The organism is Streptomyces sp. NPDC051582, assembly GCF_040681715.1.
Classification (GTDB): domain Bacteria; phylum Actinomycetota; class Actinomycetes; order Streptomycetales; family Streptomycetaceae; genus Streptomyces.
This window is the reverse complement of sequence record NZ_JBFAZJ010000039.1, coordinates 38,757-55,589: the sequence shown is the minus strand read 5'-3', so window position 1 is coordinate 55,589 and position 16,833 is coordinate 38,757. Positions and strand designations below refer to the sequence as shown.

The window sequence follows — 16,833 nt, the reverse complement described above, 5'->3', positions numbered from 1 at the left end:
GGCCAACTCGCCTTCGGAGACGGCGCAGGCGAGGCGAACGTCGCCCAGGTGGCTCGCCAACACCACGCCGCAGTCCGCACCCGCGAAGCAGACCTCGCTCTCCAGCGGCAGCGCTCCCGGACGCTCACGGAAGTGGTCACGGCGTGAGACGGCGGCGGGCCGTGCCGCACGCAGTGCGCCGCTTGCACCAGCTGCCTTCGAAGAGGACGGTGAGCTCGACGTCGGATACGGCATTCTTCATCAGCGGCCAGGGCTCGAACGACTCCTCCTCCTCGTAGTAGACGCCTGCGGTGAACCCGGGACGAGAGGGACGCCACCCGGGACCCTGGGTGGGTGAGCGGGGTATCGGCGGCACGCAGCCTTACGGCGTGTCGCGGCTGCTGTTCCGGCTGGCCGGCTGCCGACGGCTCCACCGCCGCTACGCCAGCGACCACTTCGGCAGCGGACAACGGCCACCCGTCCCCAGCCCCCAACCGCGGCGCGCAGCCTCGGTGGTCACGTCGCCCCATTCACGCAGCAGCGCGGTGAAGTCCTCGAAGGTGTCCGGACGGCCTGCCCAGCCCTCGCACTCGGCGGCGAACGGGGCGGTCGCGCAGCTCCTCGATGCGGGACTCTCCACCTGTGCCCAGGCGCGGACCTTGTCAGGCAGGACCTCAGGCGGGCACGCCATAGGTACGCGCGGGTGCCGGCGGTCGGTGGCCGCCGGGAAGAACCCTCCGCCGCCAGTCAGCGCAGGCCCACGCATCCCCCGCGCGGGCGTGCGGGCGGAAGGCGCCAGTGGTGGCGAAGAGGTCGTACTCGGCGCACCATGCGGACTCCCGGCGGCGTGAGAGGTGCGCGGCAGCTCGTCGGGCTCAGGTCTCGGCGTTGCGCCGCCGGTCGGGGGTGAGGAGGTAGGCGATCGCCATGTCCCCGAGCTCGTCGGCGTACCGGCGTCTGGCCGCTTCGCCGGTGACGGCATCGGGGCGCACCGAGTTGTGGAAGCAGGCGCCGAGGATGACTCGGGCCGCGGTGTCGAGCGCCTGCTGGGGCTGGGAGCGCCGGATCTGGTCGGTGTAGGGGGTGGCCGCTTCGAGCAGGAGGCGGTGGAGTTCGGCGATGGTGCGGGCCCCGCGGTCCAGCGACCTGGCCCCGCGCGTGCGCAGCAGCTCGGGGAAGAGGCTGCTGCTGTCCGCGAAGGACTGGAGCAGGGCGTGCGCGTAGGCGTCCATGACCCCGGAAAGGGAGGGCTCGGCCGTGTGCAGCTGCTCGGCCACGTATTCCTCGCGGCGTTCCAGCATCCGCTCGGTGAGGGCGGTGATCAGCTGTTCTTTGTCCTCGAAGCGGCGGTAGATCGTTCCGACGGCGACGCCGGCGCGCTGCGCGACACCGGCGATCGTCATCTCCTCCAGGCCGGAGTCGACGGCGATCTCCTCGGCCGCCCGCAGGACGCGGGCCAGGGTCGCGGCGCTGCGGGCCTGCTGGGGTTCCCGGTAGGCCGCTGTGCGCTCCGGATCCTTGGTCATGTCCCAGATGGTATCTGCGCGGCTCTCAACAGGGCTTTTTGACAACTGGTGCACTCCTCGGCGTACCCTCATGATGCGAACGTGAATTCACATTCACATCCTATCGGAGGTTCGACCATGACCCACGACCAGACTTTCCAGCCCCAGCCCCAGCCCCAGCCCGTCGCCGTGACGCTTGAGGCCGGACCCGCCGGCTCCGGGAGCATCGACGACTTCGAGCTCTTCTACGCCCGCCGCGCCTTGGACCGCTTCCGGACGCTGCTGGGCCGCCAGGGCCTCCTCGACCTCCTGGCCGCCGACATCGAGGAGGGCAACGCCTTCCTGCGTGAGAGCGCCCGCGCCTCTGGCGGCGCCTTCAAGGGGGGCACCACCGTGCTCGCGACGAAGGGGCTGACCTCGGGCGAGTTCCTCGCCTGGATGGACAAGGCGTTCGCAGGGGACGAGCGCGCGCTCCTCGCGGCGCACCCCGAGCACTACGTGATGGGCACCGATGAGATCGGCGCGCGCGTGGTGGAGAACATCGGCCCGCACGTCGCCGACTTCTACATGGGCGGCTGGGGCACCGACGCACTGGACTGGGCCAAGGATGCGGAGGAGGTTCTTCCGGAATCGGAGTTCCCCCGCAAGATGTCCTCGAACCTCTTCCTGGCCGACGGCACCGTCGTCGGCCGAGCGCTGATCCAGTTCGGCGACACGGCCGACGGCTTCACCGCGAACCTGACGGTCTACTTCCCCGTCACCTGCCCGGACGAGGTACTTGACCACCACCTGCGGCACTACGCCGTCGAGTTCCGGAACTGGATCGTCGCCGCCGCGGCCGCCCGCGCCTGAGAGCCCGGCCGGTCGCCGGCGCCGCCCGGCGTCCGGCGTCCGGCGTCGGCGTCCGGCGTCGGCGTCCGGCGTCGGCGTCCGGCGTCGGCGTCCGGCGTCGGCGTCCGGCCGCAGTAGCCATCAGCGATACTCGGCCTCGATGGCGATCAGAGCCGCACCGCCTTCGGAGTCGGCGTAGGGGATGGGACGTTCCTCGCCGGCACCGTCGCCGGTGAACCCTTCGAGCGCGGCGCCCGAGGCGAGGTGCACTGCCTCGACATGATCGCCCCGGTCCAGGTCGAAGCCACCCGGCCAAGCGGGGAACGGGCAGCCTCCTCCTGCTCACGAACGGCAGCGACCAACTGGAGGAAGCCGGCGCTCGGGCGGAACTCGTGGCCGGCTTCCACGGGGGGGCGCAGAACAAGCGGGCGAGCCGGTAGAGAGCAGTCACCGTTCTCGGTACCCGCCCGGGGGACGATGTCCGATCCGGCCTCCTGGAGTTCGTCCGGTCGCGGTTCTCCGTCAGCAGCTCGTAGAAGGTGTTGGGGCACTCCGGTTCCAGCAGCCAGATGGCACCGCGCCCCACGGCAGCGGCGCGAGCCGAGTGAGAACGGCAGTGAAACCCCGGAACGCACATCGACCGCGAGCGCCGGGTGTCGTTCGACGTCGGCCAATTCCACCTGGCTGGGTGTCGTTCCTGTTCAGGACCGGTCCGCCCCTGGTACGAGACGGTGACACGGGCGTGGCGAACCTTGATCATTCGGCGGGCTAGAGTCACGGTGCCGGTTGTGCAGGGGGCGCAGCCGCTTGCGCAAAGTCAAGAACCTCGGGGGATTCACATCGTGTTGACCAACCGTCTGCTCCGCACTGCCGCGCCGATCACGCTGGCGGCCTTGGCGCTTGCCGCCTGCGGGCCGCAGGACGACGGGCAAGCCGCTTCGCAGAAGGGGACGTTCGCCGATCCGCTCGCCTTGAAGGCGCCCGCCGACGTGTCCGACACGCACTTCCCGAAGAACGAGAAGAGCCAGTTGAGCGTGACCCCGATCTCGGTCGTCAAGGGGGACAAGGCCGCGGTGGAGAAGCTCGGCATCGGGCTCATGGCGGGCAAGACGCCTTACTACGTCACCACCACCTACGCCCACAAGGGCGGTGTGGAAGACGTCGGCACCTTCAACTTCAAGCTGCTGCTGCACGGCACCGACCAGAAGGTTGCGTACTACTCCACGCCCTCCTGGGGGGCCAAGTTCGAGCCCTGCCAGGAGGCTTCCGGCTCCGACCTGCGCCTGACCGAGGGCAAGTCCGTCACCACCTGCGAGATATTCCTCGTTCCCGAAAACGTACCGCCCGCTTTCGTGGGCTTCCAGGGCGACCGCGATTACCGCAATCCCACCCTGGAGACCGGCACCGCGCCCGAGGTCGTATGGAAGGCGGGCTGACGCTCACGTCCCAGGCCCGTGCGGTGTCGTGGTCAATCCCAGGTTCGGCAGCCGTGGCGGGGTGGGCCGCCCGGGCACCTCGGGCTGCGCGGCCCGCGCGCCCTCACCCGCGCCGCCGCCCCGGCCGCGCACTCCGCCCCCGCCCCCGCCCCCGCCCCGGCTCGCGGGACGGCCAGAGTGCGCGCCCCGCTGCCGGGACCCGAAGCTCACCTACACCGTCGCGCGGGAGCTTGCCCATTCCTCACGGAGCATCCCGAAGAGCACGCTGTCGTAGCGCTTCCCGTCCAACAGCACGGCCGACCGGCGGCGGCCCTCCTCGCGGAAACCCAACCCGGTGAAGGCCCGCACGGCACGCTCGTTGCCGCTCCAGGTGTCCAGCTCCAACCGGCTCAGGCAATACGCGCCGAACAGGTGGTCCACGAGCAGCCGCAACGCGTCACTTCCGTGTCCGCGGCCCCAGAACTCCCGCTCGCCGATGGTCACTCCCAGCGTGGCCACGCCGGCGTACGGGTCCAGGTCGCGGTAGTCGGCCATGCCGACCACGCTTCCGCTCGCCAGGTCCTCGACCGTGAACACGGCCGACTCCCTCGGGTTCAGGCGCAGCATGGTTTCGAAGCCGATGCCGAGCGCCTCCGCCGTGACCGGGCCGAAACACGGGTCTCCGGCCGTGGCCCAGCGCACCACTTCCGGGTCGTTGCGCCACCGAAGATGGTGCGCGGCATCGTCGGAACACAGCGCACGCAGCCTTACCAGCTTTCCTTCGAACATCGCACAACCCTAATCGATCACAGAACCGCTGAGGCCGACGGTGCTTCCGTGCGGACACCCTCCACCCTCCACCCGCCTCCGCCCATCGGTCCGGGCGATCTCACCGACCGGCGGCGTCGGGGTTTCAGAATGTGGGCGACACGTTGTCCCCACGGCATGTCTTCGGGGCCGCCGCGGACATCGGTCCGCGCACCGTGTCGGCCCACGTCGTTCGCAGGGTTTGGTTTCAGGCGTTGCGGGAGTCACGCAGTTGCTCCGCGGCCTCGCGGTAGGCGTCGGTGGCTCGGGTGAAGTAGTCGAAGAGGACCTCCAACTGCTGGGGTGTGTAGCCACTGAGGATTTCGCCGATTCGCTGCCGGGCAGGAGCCATCACCTCGTCGAGGCCTGCGGGCTTCCCGACGGGTTCGACGATCACCTTGCGCCGGTCGTTCGGGGAGGGCGAGCGGCGTACGTAGCCGGCAGCCTCCAGTCGGTCGACGAGCCGGGTGGTGGGGCCGGTGGTCAGGCCGGTCCTCGCGCCCAGTTCGCCGGGCGTCATCGGGCCGCCGAGGTCCAGCACGTTGAGCGCGTACAGGTCGGTGGCGCCGAGCTCGCACGCCTTGGCGCCGGCATGGCCGTGGAGCATCACGGCGCTCAGGTAGCGACGGTAGGTTTCCGCGGCCTCGGACGGAACGGCGTGCGTTGACATGGGCTTGCCCACTCCTTAATCTCTTCCTCAGAGAAGATATTTCCCTGAGGAAGAAAATGCTCACATGAAGTATCTGCTCTCGCGAAGCTACCATGGGGGAGGGTCGCAAGGCCCCGGCCCCTCCCCCATCGCCCGGTCACCCGGCGGAGGGACCGTGCGTGCACATCCCCTCTCGCGCGCCCCGGTACGACCCGCTGCTGACCGATCCGTCAGAAGGGAAACGACAATGACCGCCCGGCAACCCGCCCCGCTTGACCGCACCGAAGACACCGCCGCCGTCCGCGCCCTGTTGCAGCGCAGCGCCGCTGCCTGGGCCGACGGTGACGGAGCCGCCTACGGAGCCTGTTTCACGGAGGACGCCACCGATCTCACCTACATCGGCACCCTCTACCGCGGCAGCGCCGAGATCGGTCGCGCCCACCAAGCCCTGTTCGACGGGTTCCTCAAGGGCACGCGCCTCGACCTCGACCTGGTCGACCTGCGCTTCTACGGCCCCGAGACCGCCGTCGCCGTGACCCGCGGCGATGTCCGCAAGAGCCGGGCCGCACCGGGCCGACCCGGCAAGCTCGCCACCTACACCCTCGTGCGCGAGGCCGACAGGCAGTGGCGCATCGCCGCGGTCCAGAAGACGCAGCGCAAACCCTGGATGGAGGCCATTTCCTTCCGGGTCCAGCCCGCCACCCGGCCCACTCTCCCCTGACCCCCCTCACGCCGTCACGAGGGCCGTCGCGGCCCGCAGGCTGCATGCTGGAGGGGCGTCGTGGGACCTGCGTGGCACCCCGGCCGGGCCATTGGAGGATTGCGGATGTTGATCACCCATACTCTCGATCGCGGCACGCTCAGAGTGAAGATCCACCACGAGCTGGACATCACCAACCGGGCTGCCGTCGCCTTGCAGATCGAAGCGCTCGTCGCGGCCCACCGCCCGGACCAGGTCCTCCTCGAACTGCCCACCGCCCAACCGAGCCCCGCCACCCTCAGCGCCATGGCGCGCGCGCAGCGGATGTGCCGCAGCCTGAACGTCGCGTTCACGGTCACCGGCGCGGACGTCCAGCTCCAGGAAGCCCGGGACCAGGCTCCGCCGCGGCTGGATTCGGGAGCACGCCGTCATCGCTGACTCCCAGCTCCGTGGCGGATGCGGACCGGCTCGGGCACCAGCACCACGACCCCGTCGTCCCGGCCCGCCGGAGAAGGGCTCCCGCATGGCCAGAGGATCCAGCCCGGTCACGGGCCTGGGGCTGGGCCTGGGCCTGGGCCTGGGCCTGGGCCCAGATGCTGCTCCAGCCAGTCCGCGGCAGCCCGCCGGTAGAGCCGCCGGTTGTCCGCACGCAGGAATTCGTGGCCCTCGTTGCGCAATACCAGCTGCCGCGCCGGCACACCGCGCTCGCGTGCCGCCCTGACGAACTGTTGCGACTCCGTCGGCGGCACGTTGGTGTCGTGCTCGCCGTGGACGGTCAGGACGGGGGCGCGCAACTGATCGATGCGGCTCATCGGGGACAGGGCGCGGAGCAGTTCGCGGTCGTGCCGGGGGTGCCCGTACTTGACGGCTGCGGACTGCGCGATCCACGGCTCCGTACCGGCGAAGAAGGTGGCGAAGTCCGACATCCCGCAGACCGCTACCCCGGCGCGGAAGAGCTCGGGATGCCAGACGAGAGAGGCCATGGTGAGGTAGCCGCCGTACGAGCGGCCCATCACCCCGAGCCGCAGCGGGTCCGCGTACCCGAGCGAGACCACGTGAGCGGCGCAGTCGGCGACATCGTCGATCGCCGCGAACCGACCGGCGCCGAGGTCTGCGTCGACGAACGACCGGCCCCGGCCGGACGAGCCGCGGACATCGGGGGCGAACACGTCCAGTCCCCTGCCGAGGAGCTCGTGGTACAGCGGGCTGAACACGGGCCGTTCCTGTTCCTCCGGTCCGCCGTGGAGGTGGATCACGCACGGGGCCGGCCGGCCCGGTTCCTGCTCCGGCGCACGGTAGTACCAGCCACCGAGTACGAGCCCGTCCCGGGCCCGGCAGCGCAGGGGCACCGGGCGTACGGGCGGCCGCCCCGGCGGGACCGCGTCCTCGTCCCGCGCCGTCCAGCCGGTGCGCGCGGGCACGAGGGCCCCGTCCAGTTCCCAGATTCCGGGCCTGCGCCGGGATCCCGACAGTGCGGCGAACAATCCGCCGCGCTCCAAGGGGACGATGCGGGTCACCACCTCGTGCGGCAGGACCGGGCGCTGTCGCGGTCCGATCCCGGCGTCCGCAGGGCCCGGGGCGAGCCCCACGCTTTCCAGCTCGGTCGCACCGTCCGCGTTCCAGGCGAGAAGGGCCCACCGGCCGTGGTCGGGCACGCTCAGCAGATCGAGGGCGGACTCCTCCCGCTCCGCGGCGACGGACACCCCCCGCGAAGCGCCCTCATCGTCCAGCCCGACCCGCAGGAGGGCCGCGAACTCCCGCTCCGCGTCACTGCGCAGCCACAGCGTCCGTGCGTCGGCGGAGAACCGCCCGATCCACGGGTCCCCGTCGGCGGCGTGCAGCGTGAAGGTGGTGCGGCCGCAAGCAGTGTCGAGTACGAGGGCCTCCCGGCGGCCGCGCGGGCCGCGGCGGACGAGCGCGAAGCGGCCGTCCGCACTCATGTCGCACACGCGCAGGGAGGCAGCCCCCTCCTCGCTGAACAGCAGGACCGGGGCGCCGGCTCCGTCCGGGTCGACCAGGTAGGCGGCCAGTCCGCCGCTGCGAGCCGGGCCGAGCCCGGCGGCCGGCGCACCGCTCGCGGCAAGGCCGCCCGCTTCGACCACCGATGGCGCCGGCTCGGGCTCCCTCGATGCCGGTCGTTGCGCGGCCCCTCCTTCGAGCAGGGTGGCCGGGCCGCCGCGTTCGGACCATGACGAGCCCGGCACCCGACCGTCGGCGGGGGCTGCGGCCTCCGCGTCCGGCGGCAGGTGTCCGGGGCCGGCGTGCTCGGAGCCCACTGGTGAGGGCTGTGCGACCGTGACGGTGAGGGCGGTGCCGTCGCGCGTCCAGCAACCGAGGTGAGCCGAACTCCCGGGCTCCGCGCCCGCGAGGACCTGCCGCCCGGTGCCGTCCGGGCGCACGACCAGGACACGAGTGTGCTCGCCGCCCCCCGGCGCCGAGGTGTAGGCGATCCAGCGCCCGTCCGGCGACCAGGCGACCTCGGCCACCGGGTCGGGAGCATCGTCCAGAACGTGTACCTCCGTCCCCCGGGCGGGCCCGCTCCACAGCTGCGGAACTCCGGCCCGGTCGCAGATGAACGCCACGTGCTCGCCCGTCGGGTCGGCCGAGGGGTACCAGCACCCGTGGGCGGTGAGGAGGGTCGGCGGGTCGATGCCGCGGTGGTCGGGCATCCGCACCGGAGCGGGGGCCGGTGCCGGTGCCGGCTCCGGCCTCGGGGGTTTCGGGTGCTCCAGGGGCATGGGCCGCCTCTCCCAGGCTTCGGCTTCCGCTTCAATGTCGATCCGGTCACTTGATTCCGTGCTTTTGCAGCCAGATCTCCAACGACGCGACCTGCCAGAGGGTGTTGGCCCCGCGTTTGGTGCGATGGCCGTTGGGCGCCGCGAGCAGTTCGTGGACCAGGCGTTGGTCGAATACGGCGCGTCCGCGTGCTTCCGGGGCCGTGAGCGCCTCGCGTACGCGGGCGAGCACGGGCTCGGCCATGTGCCGGACCGCCGGCACCGGGAAGTAGCCCTTCGGGCGGTCGACGACCTCGGGGGGCAGGATCTTGCGTCCGATGTCCTTGAGCACGGCCTTGCCCCCCTGCGCGAGCTTGAGCTGTGGCGGGCAGGCCGCAGCCAGTTCGACCAGCTCGTGGTCCAGGAACGGCACCCTCGCCTCCAGGCCCCAGGCCATGGTCATGTTGTCGACCCGCTTGACGGGGTCGTCGGGCATGAGTGCGTGGACGTCCATGCGCAGGGCCGCGTCGAGAGCGGTCGCGGCTCCCGGTGCGGCCATGTGCGCCCGGACGAACCCCATGGAGGCATCGTGGTCGGTGGTGAAGTCGGGGTGCAGCATGGCGGTGAGGTCGGCGTGCGTCCGGTCGAAGTACGCGTCCGCGTAGGCCTCGCCCGCTTCCGGCCGGGTGGCCGCGGCGATCCGCGGGTACCAGTGGTAGCCGGCGAACACCTCGTCGGCGCCCTGGCCGCACAGCACGACCTTGACCTCCTTGGAGACCTGTTCCGCCAGCATGTGGAACGCGACGGCGTCGTGGCTGACCATCGGCTCGCTCATGGCGCCGATGGCGGCGTCCAGCGCCGACGGAAGCCGATCGGACGGGATCAGGAACTGGTGGTGGTCGGTCGAGAACTCTCGCGCGATCAGGTCGGAGTACCAGAACTCGTCTCCGTCCTCGCCGTTCTCCGACTCGAAGCCCATGGCGAAGGTCGCAAGGTCCTGTTCACCGGCCTCGGCGAGCAGCGCCACGAGCAGGCTGGAGTCCAGCCCGCCCGACAGGAGCAGGCCCACGGGTACGTCCGCGACCGTGCGCCGCCGGACCGCCGTGCGCAGCGCATCGTGCACGGCCTCCTGCCAGAGCGCCGGGTCCTCGCCGAGCTCCGAGTGCCGGGTGTAGGACGGTTGCCAATAGCAGTGGTCACGGGAGGTGCCGTCCCGCTCCACGACGCGGACGGTGGCCGGCGGGACCTTGCGCACTCCGGCCAGTACGGTACGGGGCGCGGGGACGGTTCCGTGCCAGCTGAGGTACTGGTGAAGCGCCACCGGGTCGAGGGACGTATCGATTCCGCCGCCCGCCAGAAGGGCGGGCAGGGAGGAAGCGAAGCGGAGCCGGTCGCTGTCCTCGGTGACGTACAGCGGCTTGATGCCCAGCCGGTCACGGGCCAGCACGACGCGGCCGGTGCGGTGCTCGACCACGGCGAAGGCGAACATGCCGATCAGGGACTGGACGCATTCCAGGCCCCATTCGGCGTATGCCTTGACGACCACCTCGGTGTCGGAACGCGAGAAGAAGCGATGTCCGAGCCTTCCGAGGCGTTCACGCAGCTCGCGGTGGTTGTAGATGCAGCCGTTGAAGACCACGGTGAGGCCCAGCTGCGGGTCGGTCATGGGCTGGGCGCCCCGGTCGGAAAGATCGATGATCTTTAGGCGCCGGTGCCCCAGGGCCACCGCCCCCTGCGACCACGCCCCTCGGCCGTCCGGTCCCCGCGGCTCCAGGGAGTCGGTCATGCGTTCGACTGCGGCAAGGTCCGGTTTACCGCCGTCGAAACGCATCTCCCCGCTCACACCGCACACGGGGCACCCGCCACATGCACGGCACAGCGGGGGCGCCACCCCCGAGGGACCTCACTCTCCGTGGAGCGCCTGATCACGTACGTCATCACTTCACTACTCCTGTACCGCTTGGGACGACGGCGGCCGGCCCGCAACGGTCGATCGACATGTGCGGCGCCTGCCCGCCTCAGCGGCCCATAAGCTCCTCGCTTCCCCGAGGTCCCGGGCTCGCACTGTCGGTGTGGGCGTCGTCTCGGACCGTATGCATCAGCAACCGTCCGACGGGGCGCCCAGGGCGGGCATCATGAACCCGGACGCGGCGGGGTGTCGCGCGCTGGTCGCAGGGCCGGGCCGAAATAATCGGGCGGTGAGCAGTGGTGGCTACTCGACCGTCGCGCGGACTGCCTTGGCGGGCGCGCTCCTCGTCGTCGGCTTCGGGCTCGTCTCCTGCGGTGGCGACGACAAGGACGAGGCCAAAGGCAAGGTCACGGTCGTCTACGAGGACGACGCGATCGCACCGGACAACCGGCATGCCGTCGAGGTGATCCGCAAAGCCCGCGTCCTGGAGCAGGCGGCCGACTGGGTGAGCAGGTCACTCGCCCTCCCGCACGACCTGGCCGTCAAGGTCACCGACAAGGTCCCGCCCGGGGTCGAGGATGCGGTCACCCAGCCCGACGGCAGAACGATCTACGTGCCCCCGGAGTTCCTCACCAAGGTCCAGGGGATCGCCACCGACGTGGCCAAGACCGTCGAGCGTCCCGCCGTGTTCCCCCAGGACGAGTACAACGCCGACGACCTGACCGCGCTGTCGACCCAGTTCGTCTTCGGCCACGAGCTGGGCCACGCACTGCAGCGTCAGCTCATGCTGGCGAACCTGGGACTCGAAGAGGACGCCGCCGACGGGTTCGCATCGTTCTACACGGTCAACGAGGTCGGGCCCGCTCCCTCGCTCGCGGCCGCGCTCGTCTTCGACGAGCTCGCCCGCAAGGAGGGAAAGACCACCCTGGAAGGGCTCTCCAGCGATCACCCCGTCACCCAGGCTCGGGTGTTCAACTTCCTCTGCTACCTCGAAGGAAGCGACCCGAAGAAGTACGAAGGCCCCCTGGTCGGCGCCGGCTACCTGCCGAAGACCCGCGCCCCGCTGTGTCCGCAGGCCTGGGCGATGCTGGACCAGGGCTGGTGGACCCAACTCCAACCGCATTTCGCGGCGGCGTTCAAGGACCAGGGCGACAAGAACCAGGAGGACGCCCGCGCGCACCTGATCGCGGAGATGAAGGCCTTCGCGGAGCAGCTCGACAAGCTCCGCACCAGCCAATGAGCATGCGTCGCAGCCCTCGCCGCGCGGTCTGTTCACGGCGTACCGGCAGATGACGAGCCCTCTCAGCAGGCCGTCCCGACCGTCTGGCGGCGCACGCCCCGAGGGTGGGAGTTCCCCGGGGCCTCCTTGAGCGACCGGGCCGCATCGGGTCATGTGTGGGTTGGCGATCCGCCGAACGTGTAGCAGGTACTCTCCCGTACCGGACCGCCCCGAGCGAGAGGCCACACCATGATTGAGATCGCCCCCGGGGATCCGGGAAGCTCGGAGCCCTACCGCAGCTTGCTGCCCGTGGTGGATCTGCTGCTCGCCCACGGCAACCGCTACGTGCCGGGCCGCGAAGGCTTCATCGTGGACCCTCGCGGCGGGGCCGTATGCGAGCTGGAGCTGCCACTGGACTTCGATCTGTTGGCTGCCGAGGTGACGTTCCCACCGGCGGTGAACGCCAAGCCCGACCGAGACGGCATCCTGGACCGCGGGACATGGTGCCTGATCTCGGGGCCGGGAGAGCGCGCGAGCCGGATCGTGATGCCGAAGCGGCTGGACTGACCGGTGGCGGGACCCGTGGGTGAGCCTCCTCGGGGCCCCCTCCACACCTGGTCAGTCCGTCCAGGGGTCCTTCACCGGCAGGACTCCGAAGCCGCGGAAGCGGGTGTCCAGGTCCTTCAGACTTCCGATGCCCTTGCCGATGTCCTCCCACCCGAGGGCCTCCATCTCCCGCGCCTCGTCCTCGGGCAGCGGCGAGGCCGCCAGGGAGGAGGCGGCGAGCACGCTCGCCTTGCCGCTGCGGGTGTTCTTCAACGCGCTCGCCCACACCTCCTGGCTCGGGGCGTCAGGGATCTTCTGGTACGCCTCGGCGTCGCGGAGCGCCGCCTCCAGTTCGGTGAAGTAGATGACCGCCCGGTGCTCCTCGTGCTGCGCCTGGGATGAGCGCGCCTCGTCGACCACCTTGTTGTACTTCTCGGAGCCGCCCTGGCCGTACCAGAGCACGACGAGCGCGCCGACCGGGGTCGGGGAGGGCGTAGGCGTAGGCGTCGGCGTCCGGGACGCACTGGGGCTCGGGCTGGGGATCGGGCCGGCACTCTGCGTCGCCGTGGCGGTCCCAGACCCCCCGGAGCAGCCGGAAAGCAGGACGACACTGCCCATGGTCAGTAAGAGTGCTGATGCACGAGCCCACATGGTTTCCCCCTGGCTGGTCTGCTGCGGCCGGTGTTCAGGGTGACGGCCCTCGATACGGATCAGGGCCGCACGGCAATGGCCGTGCAGCCCTGATTCGGTACGCCTCAAGTCCCGATCGGCGTCATCGGACGAGTCCGGCACCCGCTCGTCGGTCGGTGCGGGCAGCCGCACTCAGTCGATCGCGGGCCCCTCGGCCCTGCCGACGGGGCGGGAAGAGTCAGGCCGGGTTGATGTTCTCCGCCTGCGGGCCCTTCTGGCCCTGGGTGACGTCGAACGTCACGGCCTGGCCCTCCTGCAGCTCACGGAAGCCCGAGGAGTTGATCGCCGAGTAGTGGGCGAAGACGTCCGGGCCCCCACCGTCCTGGGCGATGAAGCCGAAGCCCTTCTCCGCGTTGAACCACTTCACAGTTCCCGTAGCCATATCCATGCCTTCCAGTCGTTTGACGCCTCCCACCACGTGTGGAAGGCGGAGGTGATCGCCCTGGTTCCTGCGGCACAGCACAGCAAAACGCCCACCCCTACGGCGTGGGCAAAGGGAACTTCCGAACCACGACAGCTGACGCAGACGGTACACGTCCGCACGTGCTGTCACCACAGAAAACGAGCACACGTCATGGCTTGCTCCGCGCCGGCCGCCGATCCGGGCGGGCGCGACCCTCACGCGGCATCTGTGGGATTCGCTGATTCGGCGGCGCGGCGGTACTCGGCGTTGATGCGCTGCGCTTCCTCAAGCTGGTCTTCGAGGATGATGATGCGGCAGGCCGCCTCGATGGGGGTGCCCTGGTCGACGAGTTCCCGGGCGCGGGCGGCGATGCGCAGCTGGTAACGGGAGTAGCGGCGGTGTCCGCCGGCCGAACGCAGCGGGGTGATCAGGCGGGCTTCGCCGATGGCACGCAGGAAACCCTGGGTGGTGCCGAGCATCTCGGCGGCCCTGCCCATGGTGTAGGCGGGGTAGTCGTCGTCATCGAGACGGCCGAACGAGTCGTCTGCTGTCATTGCACCTCTCTTCGTGGAACGCGTGGAGGGGCCCGGGAGCATGTTGCTCCCGGGCCCCGAAGGAACTGCTACACCATCTGCCGGCCTTGATTGTGCGCCGGCCTTCTGTTTCCGCCCACCCGACCTGAGGTTCGCCGGGGGTGCGGGGATCGCGGTTGCTTGACCGGAGACCACCTCACTATCGATGTCCTGCGGTACCCGGACTCGCGTGGCGTCCGGGCGATCCTGATGGCGCTCAATCCCTCCGTTCTTTCCCTCTGGGATGAATCACTTTCCAAACGGGAACTGCAAACTGCTTGTACTGCTGGTGTTGCGTACTACTGGTGGCCTCGCCAAGCGCCACGTTTCGGCAGCCAGCCCCGTCGCCCATCCTGCATCTGCTCTGGCTTGGAACCCCACTGCCGAACCTCCCGGTGCGCGCGCCCGCAGCCCGACGCCTTCACCGAGGTACCGCTTCATTCCACTTCACTGCCGGGTACTGCCAACTGCCGGTACTGCAACCACTGCGTTACTGCCGTGGCGGCCCCTGATCACTGCGGGCCTCCCGGTCCGGTCACCAGTCCCGTCGCCGTCCTGCAACCAACCTGGCTTCGAAACTCCGTCACCGCACCGTCCTGCGCACTGCAACTGCGGGTACTGCGGTCTTGCCGCCCGGCAGTTCGTCTCTGCCGGGCCTTTCGATCTCTTCGGGCTACGAGAGAAACCATAGCCACACCGTCGCCCAATGTCTACTCCGGCGAGTATAGATTTTCGTCGGCGGTGTCGAGAGGTAATCCGCACCGGACAGGAGGGACGTTCCACGAGCACCGCAGGGCTGTACGCGCCGGGGCTGGGTACAAGAGCGGGCAGGCCGGACCAGGACGGACGAACAGAGACGAGGTGCCCTGATGGCCACGGAGTACGTCGGCGTGACACTCGACCGCCGCACGGCCTCACCCGCCGACGCGCGGCAGCAGGCCCGCACCTTCCTCGACACCCTCGCCCGCCCGCTCGCCGGCGATGCCGCGGAGGGCGTGATCCTGGCCGTCTCGGAACTCGTCACCAACGCCCTGCGCCACGGAGGCGGCAGCTATGCCCTCGACCTGACCTCGCGTCCGGACGGCATCGAGGTGGCCGTCCACGACCGCAGCCCGCGACCACCGCGCATGCGCGTGCCCGACCTGCACGGCGCGGGCGGGGGCTTCGGCTGGCCGATGGTCAATCGCCTCGCCGTCAGCACCCGCGTCACCACCGTCCCCGGCCGCGGAAAGACCGTGCACGCCCTCCTGCCCCGATAGGCAGATCCGGGCCCGCCCTCGGCGCACCCCTCGCCCGGTGGGCTCTACAGCCCGGCGCGGCCCCGACACCGGATGCCGACACCACCGCCGTGGTGAGTCCCGCCCCAACGGGCGGCATGCCGGATGCCGGAACCAGGACCGACCGCTCCGCAAGGCCCGGGGAACCGAAGAACCTCCCGGAGCGACGTCCGTCCCGCCAGGGTCAACGAGACGGAGCAGAATCGGTTCCGCTCGCCACCCCGCAGCTGTGCACCAAGTGGCCAAGGCCCCCGTTCGCCCGATGGGTACCCGCCAGTAGGTTCCCAACATGGCTTGTTTACAGTGGTCTTGACCGACCGTCGGCGACTTTCGAAGCCGGCGGGAAGCGTGCGTGCTGCGGCGTGCCGTCGCGCGCGGGAACGAAGGAAATCATGGGTTCGATACACCAGCGCGTTGGCGCGGTCCTCGGTACGGCCGCCCTGTTCGTCGGCGTGACGCTCACGGCCGGGGCCGCAACGGCCAGCGCCGACGAGACGGGCGACCTCGCGACCGACATCGACGTCTCGCTCTCCACGACCGGGGTCTCCGGCCTCACGGCGATGTCGTCGGACGGGTCGTACACGATCAACATCATCAGCCCCACGGACGGCCACGAGATGGGCTTCGCCCGGTGGAACGCCGATCCGCAGCCCGCGCCCAACATCCCGGGCGACTCCCTCGTCGCCAAGGACATCAGCCCCGACGGCTGGGCGGTCGAGGCGGAGCTGAGCACCGGCCGCGTCGCCTCCACGCGGGGCCACAAGGCGATCTACATCGCGATCGCTTCCGGCAACCTGCCCGAGGGACACGCGTACAAGCTGCGCGGCTGCATCGTGAAGGGCAGCGAGCGCAAGTGCACGCCGTGGCACGGCGTGCACGCCTGATCCGCTGAGGTCCGGGCCGCCCAGCGGCCCGGACCCGGCGCCGTCGCGCAGTCCGTGTCAGGCGACCAGCTCGTAAATGCTCCGGGCCGTCAGCCACAGGCCGGCGAGCAGGGAGAGCATGACGATCAGCTGCTCCTGGTGCTGCTCCAGCCAGCTCCGCAGGGCGTTCAGCCGGGCGTCGGCGGCCGCGGGCGCCCGGAGCGCGTACATCTCCATGACGATGAGGCTGAGCGTGGCCAGCAGGCAGTAGCCGGTCAGTGCGAGCCAGTCGGTGGGTGTGGAAAGGTCCGCGTCGATGGCGGTCGCGGCGCCGGCGCCGACCAGTGCCCAGGGTTGCAGCAGCCATGCCAGGCCGGCTGCGGTCACCGGGGAGGCGTTGTCGATCCGGGCCGTCCAGCGGGGTGGGCCGTGCGGGCGGGGTGGCCGGCGGTGCCGGTGTACCCCGTAGAGCACCAGAGCCACGCCGATGGCGAGTTTCGCAGCGGTCGCGGCGGTCGAGGGTGCGCTGTGACGGGCCGGGGGCTGTCCGCCGGTCAGCAGCATCACGCAGGCGATGACCGTGATCAGGTTGGCCAGCCACGACAACAGGAACGCCAGGCCCTGGCGGACTCCTCGCCGTGAGGAGAGGAGCAGGATGAAGGCGCTGTTGTGCAAAGGCCCCAAGGTGACGGCCGTACCGATCACGACCAGGTCGAGGACCATGGGATCAGCCGCTCCCGGGTGTCGGGGCCGT

At 70.4% G+C, this 16,833-nt stretch carries 20 protein-coding genes; 8 read left to right on the top strand and 12 right to left on the bottom strand.

Going from position 1 to position 16,833, the window contains the following annotated elements; all coding sequences use genetic code 11:
• Positions 1–136 precede the first annotated feature (136 nt).
• The 3 genes from AB0M92_RS34500 to AB0M92_RS34490 form a co-directional block, all read right to left on the bottom strand.
• On the bottom strand, positions 137–355 hold the full coding sequence (locus AB0M92_RS34500; RefSeq protein ID WP_366106310.1) for a hypothetical protein: 219 nt from the start codon (positions 353–355) through the stop codon (positions 137–139).
• A 63-nt stretch (positions 356–418) separates the two neighbouring features.
• The gene (locus AB0M92_RS34495) at positions 419–619 is read right to left on the bottom strand and encodes a hypothetical protein (RefSeq protein WP_366106309.1); all 201 of its coding nucleotides are present in this window, start codon (positions 617–619) and stop codon (positions 419–421) included.
• A 235-nt stretch (positions 620–854) separates the two neighbouring features.
• Complete coding sequence (locus tag AB0M92_RS34490; protein ID WP_366106308.1) at positions 855–1,505, bottom strand: helix-turn-helix domain-containing protein; 651 nt, start codon at positions 1,503–1,505, stop codon at positions 855–857.
• A 117-nt stretch (positions 1,506–1,622) separates the two neighbouring features.
• On the opposite strand from AB0M92_RS34490, the gene AB0M92_RS34485 reads away from it, so the two are divergent.
• Positions 1,623–2,336: a hypothetical protein gene (locus tag AB0M92_RS34485; protein WP_366106307.1), complete on the top strand. Its 714-nt coding sequence runs from the start codon at positions 1,623–1,625 to the stop codon at positions 2,334–2,336.
• Between the two features lie 120 nt (positions 2,337–2,456).
• Here the strand turns inward: AB0M92_RS34485 and AB0M92_RS34480 are convergent, their stop codons facing one another.
• The gene (locus tag AB0M92_RS34480) at positions 2,457–2,585 is read right to left on the bottom strand and encodes a hypothetical protein (RefSeq protein WP_366106306.1); all 129 of its coding nucleotides are present in this window, start codon (positions 2,583–2,585) and stop codon (positions 2,457–2,459) included.
• Between the two features lie 572 nt (positions 2,586–3,157).
• Between AB0M92_RS34480 and AB0M92_RS34475 the strand changes: the two genes are divergently transcribed.
• Complete coding sequence (locus AB0M92_RS34475) at positions 3,158–3,751, top strand: hypothetical protein (protein ID WP_366106305.1); 594 nt, start codon at positions 3,158–3,160, stop codon at positions 3,749–3,751.
• A 210-nt stretch (positions 3,752–3,961) separates the two neighbouring features.
• Here the strand turns inward: AB0M92_RS34475 and AB0M92_RS34470 are convergent, their stop codons facing one another.
• Positions 3,962–4,519 (bottom strand): GNAT family protein, encoded by a 558-nt coding sequence (locus AB0M92_RS34470; protein ID WP_366106304.1) that lies wholly within the window; start codon positions 4,517–4,519, stop codon positions 3,962–3,964.
• Between the two features lie 226 nt (positions 4,520–4,745).
• The gene (locus AB0M92_RS34465) at positions 4,746–5,207 is read right to left on the bottom strand and encodes a MarR family transcriptional regulator (protein WP_366106303.1); all 462 of its coding nucleotides are present in this window, start codon (positions 5,205–5,207) and stop codon (positions 4,746–4,748) included.
• A gap of 226 nt (positions 5,208–5,433) precedes the next feature.
• Here AB0M92_RS34465 and AB0M92_RS34460 point away from each other — a divergent pair, with 226 nt between their 5' ends.
• Both AB0M92_RS34460 and AB0M92_RS34455 read left to right on the top strand, forming a co-directional pair.
• The gene (locus AB0M92_RS34460; protein ID WP_366106302.1) at positions 5,434–5,907 is read left to right on the top strand and encodes an SgcJ/EcaC family oxidoreductase; all 474 of its coding nucleotides are present in this window, start codon (positions 5,434–5,436) and stop codon (positions 5,905–5,907) included.
• Between the two features lie 105 nt (positions 5,908–6,012).
• Positions 6,013–6,324, top strand: a complete 312-nt coding sequence (locus AB0M92_RS34455; protein WP_366106301.1) for a hypothetical protein — start codon at positions 6,013–6,015, stop codon at positions 6,322–6,324.
• Between the two features lie 107 nt (positions 6,325–6,431).
• Here AB0M92_RS34455 and AB0M92_RS34450 read toward each other — a convergent pair whose 3' ends face one another.
• Positions 6,432–8,624, bottom strand: coding sequence for a prolyl oligopeptidase family serine peptidase (locus AB0M92_RS34450; protein ID WP_366106300.1), 2,193 nt, complete (start codon positions 8,622–8,624; stop codon positions 6,432–6,434).
• A gap of 46 nt (positions 8,625–8,670) precedes the next feature.
• Positions 8,671–10,452: an N-acetylglutaminylglutamine amidotransferase gene (locus AB0M92_RS34445; protein WP_366106299.1), complete on the bottom strand. Its 1,782-nt coding sequence runs from the start codon at positions 10,450–10,452 to the stop codon at positions 8,671–8,673.
• Positions 10,453–10,798: 346 nt separating this feature from the next.
• Here AB0M92_RS34445 and AB0M92_RS34440 point away from each other — a divergent pair, with 346 nt between their 5' ends.
• The gene (locus AB0M92_RS34440; protein ID WP_366106298.1) at positions 10,799–11,749 is read left to right on the top strand and encodes a DUF4344 domain-containing metallopeptidase; all 951 of its coding nucleotides are present in this window, start codon (positions 10,799–10,801) and stop codon (positions 11,747–11,749) included.
• Positions 11,750–11,977: 228 nt separating this feature from the next.
• Entirely contained in the window at positions 11,978–12,295 is a 318-nt protein-coding gene (locus tag AB0M92_RS34435) for a hypothetical protein (protein ID WP_366106297.1), read from the top strand.
• A 51-nt stretch (positions 12,296–12,346) separates the two neighbouring features.
• Here AB0M92_RS34435 and AB0M92_RS34430 read toward each other — a convergent pair whose 3' ends face one another.
• The 3 genes from AB0M92_RS34430 to AB0M92_RS34420 all read right to left on the bottom strand — a co-directional run bounded on the left by AB0M92_RS34430 (position 12,347) and on the right by AB0M92_RS34420 (position 13,921).
• On the bottom strand, positions 12,347–12,736 hold the full coding sequence (locus AB0M92_RS34430; protein ID WP_366106296.1) for a hypothetical protein: 390 nt from the start codon (positions 12,734–12,736) through the stop codon (positions 12,347–12,349).
• Between the two features lie 406 nt (positions 12,737–13,142).
• Positions 13,143–13,346, bottom strand: coding sequence for a cold-shock protein (locus AB0M92_RS34425; RefSeq protein WP_019072426.1), 204 nt, complete (start codon positions 13,344–13,346; stop codon positions 13,143–13,145).
• A 236-nt stretch (positions 13,347–13,582) separates the two neighbouring features.
• On the bottom strand, positions 13,583–13,921 hold the full coding sequence (locus tag AB0M92_RS34420; RefSeq protein ID WP_366106295.1) for a MerR family transcriptional regulator: 339 nt from the start codon (positions 13,919–13,921) through the stop codon (positions 13,583–13,585).
• 887 nt (positions 13,922–14,808) lie between these two features.
• Between AB0M92_RS34420 and AB0M92_RS34415 the strand changes: the two genes are divergently transcribed.
• The gene (locus tag AB0M92_RS34415; RefSeq protein ID WP_366106294.1) at positions 14,809–15,198 is read left to right on the top strand and encodes an ATP-binding protein; all 390 of its coding nucleotides are present in this window, start codon (positions 14,809–14,811) and stop codon (positions 15,196–15,198) included.
• A 410-nt stretch (positions 15,199–15,608) separates the two neighbouring features.
• Positions 15,609–16,100: a hypothetical protein gene (locus AB0M92_RS34410; RefSeq protein WP_366106293.1), complete on the top strand. Its 492-nt coding sequence runs from the start codon at positions 15,609–15,611 to the stop codon at positions 16,098–16,100.
• A 57-nt stretch (positions 16,101–16,157) separates the two neighbouring features.
• Here AB0M92_RS34410 and AB0M92_RS34405 read toward each other — a convergent pair whose 3' ends face one another.
• Positions 16,158–16,802, bottom strand: coding sequence for a GAP family protein (locus AB0M92_RS34405; protein WP_366106292.1), 645 nt, complete (start codon positions 16,800–16,802; stop codon positions 16,158–16,160).
• Positions 16,803–16,833: the final 31 nt, after the last annotated feature.

Coding starts and splice junctions, on each gene's coding strand:
- AB0M92_RS34490 (WP_366106308.1), bottom strand. CDS start 1,505: ATGACCAAGGATCCGGAGCGCACAGCGGCCTACCGGGAACCCCAGCAG.
- AB0M92_RS34485 (WP_366106307.1), top strand. CDS start 1,623: ATGACCCACGACCAGACTTTCCAGCCCCAGCCCCAGCCCCAGCCCGTC.
- AB0M92_RS34470 (WP_366106304.1), bottom strand. CDS start 4,519: ATGTTCGAAGGAAAGCTGGTAAGGCTGCGTGCGCTGTGTTCCGACGAT.
- AB0M92_RS34465 (WP_366106303.1), bottom strand. CDS start 5,207: ATGTCAACGCACGCCGTTCCGTCCGAGGCCGCGGAAACCTACCGTCGC.
- AB0M92_RS34460 (WP_366106302.1), top strand. CDS start 5,434: ATGACCGCCCGGCAACCCGCCCCGCTTGACCGCACCGAAGACACCGCC.
- AB0M92_RS34455 (WP_366106301.1), top strand. CDS start 6,013: ATGTTGATCACCCATACTCTCGATCGCGGCACGCTCAGAGTGAAGATC.
- AB0M92_RS34450 (WP_366106300.1), bottom strand. CDS start 8,624: ATGCCCCTGGAGCACCCGAAACCCCCGAGGCCGGAGCCGGCACCGGCA.
- AB0M92_RS34435 (WP_366106297.1), top strand. CDS start 11,978: ATGATTGAGATCGCCCCCGGGGATCCGGGAAGCTCGGAGCCCTACCGC.
- AB0M92_RS34425 (WP_019072426.1), bottom strand. CDS start 13,346: ATGGCTACGGGAACTGTGAAGTGGTTCAACGCGGAGAAGGGCTTCGGC.
- AB0M92_RS34420 (WP_366106295.1), bottom strand. CDS start 13,921: ATGACAGCAGACGACTCGTTCGGCCGTCTCGATGACGACGACTACCCC.
- AB0M92_RS34415 (WP_366106294.1), top strand. CDS start 14,809: ATGGCCACGGAGTACGTCGGCGTGACACTCGACCGCCGCACGGCCTCA.
- AB0M92_RS34410 (WP_366106293.1), top strand. CDS start 15,609: ATGGGTTCGATACACCAGCGCGTTGGCGCGGTCCTCGGTACGGCCGCC.
- AB0M92_RS34405 (WP_366106292.1), bottom strand. CDS start 16,802: ATGGTCCTCGACCTGGTCGTGATCGGTACGGCCGTCACCTTGGGGCCT.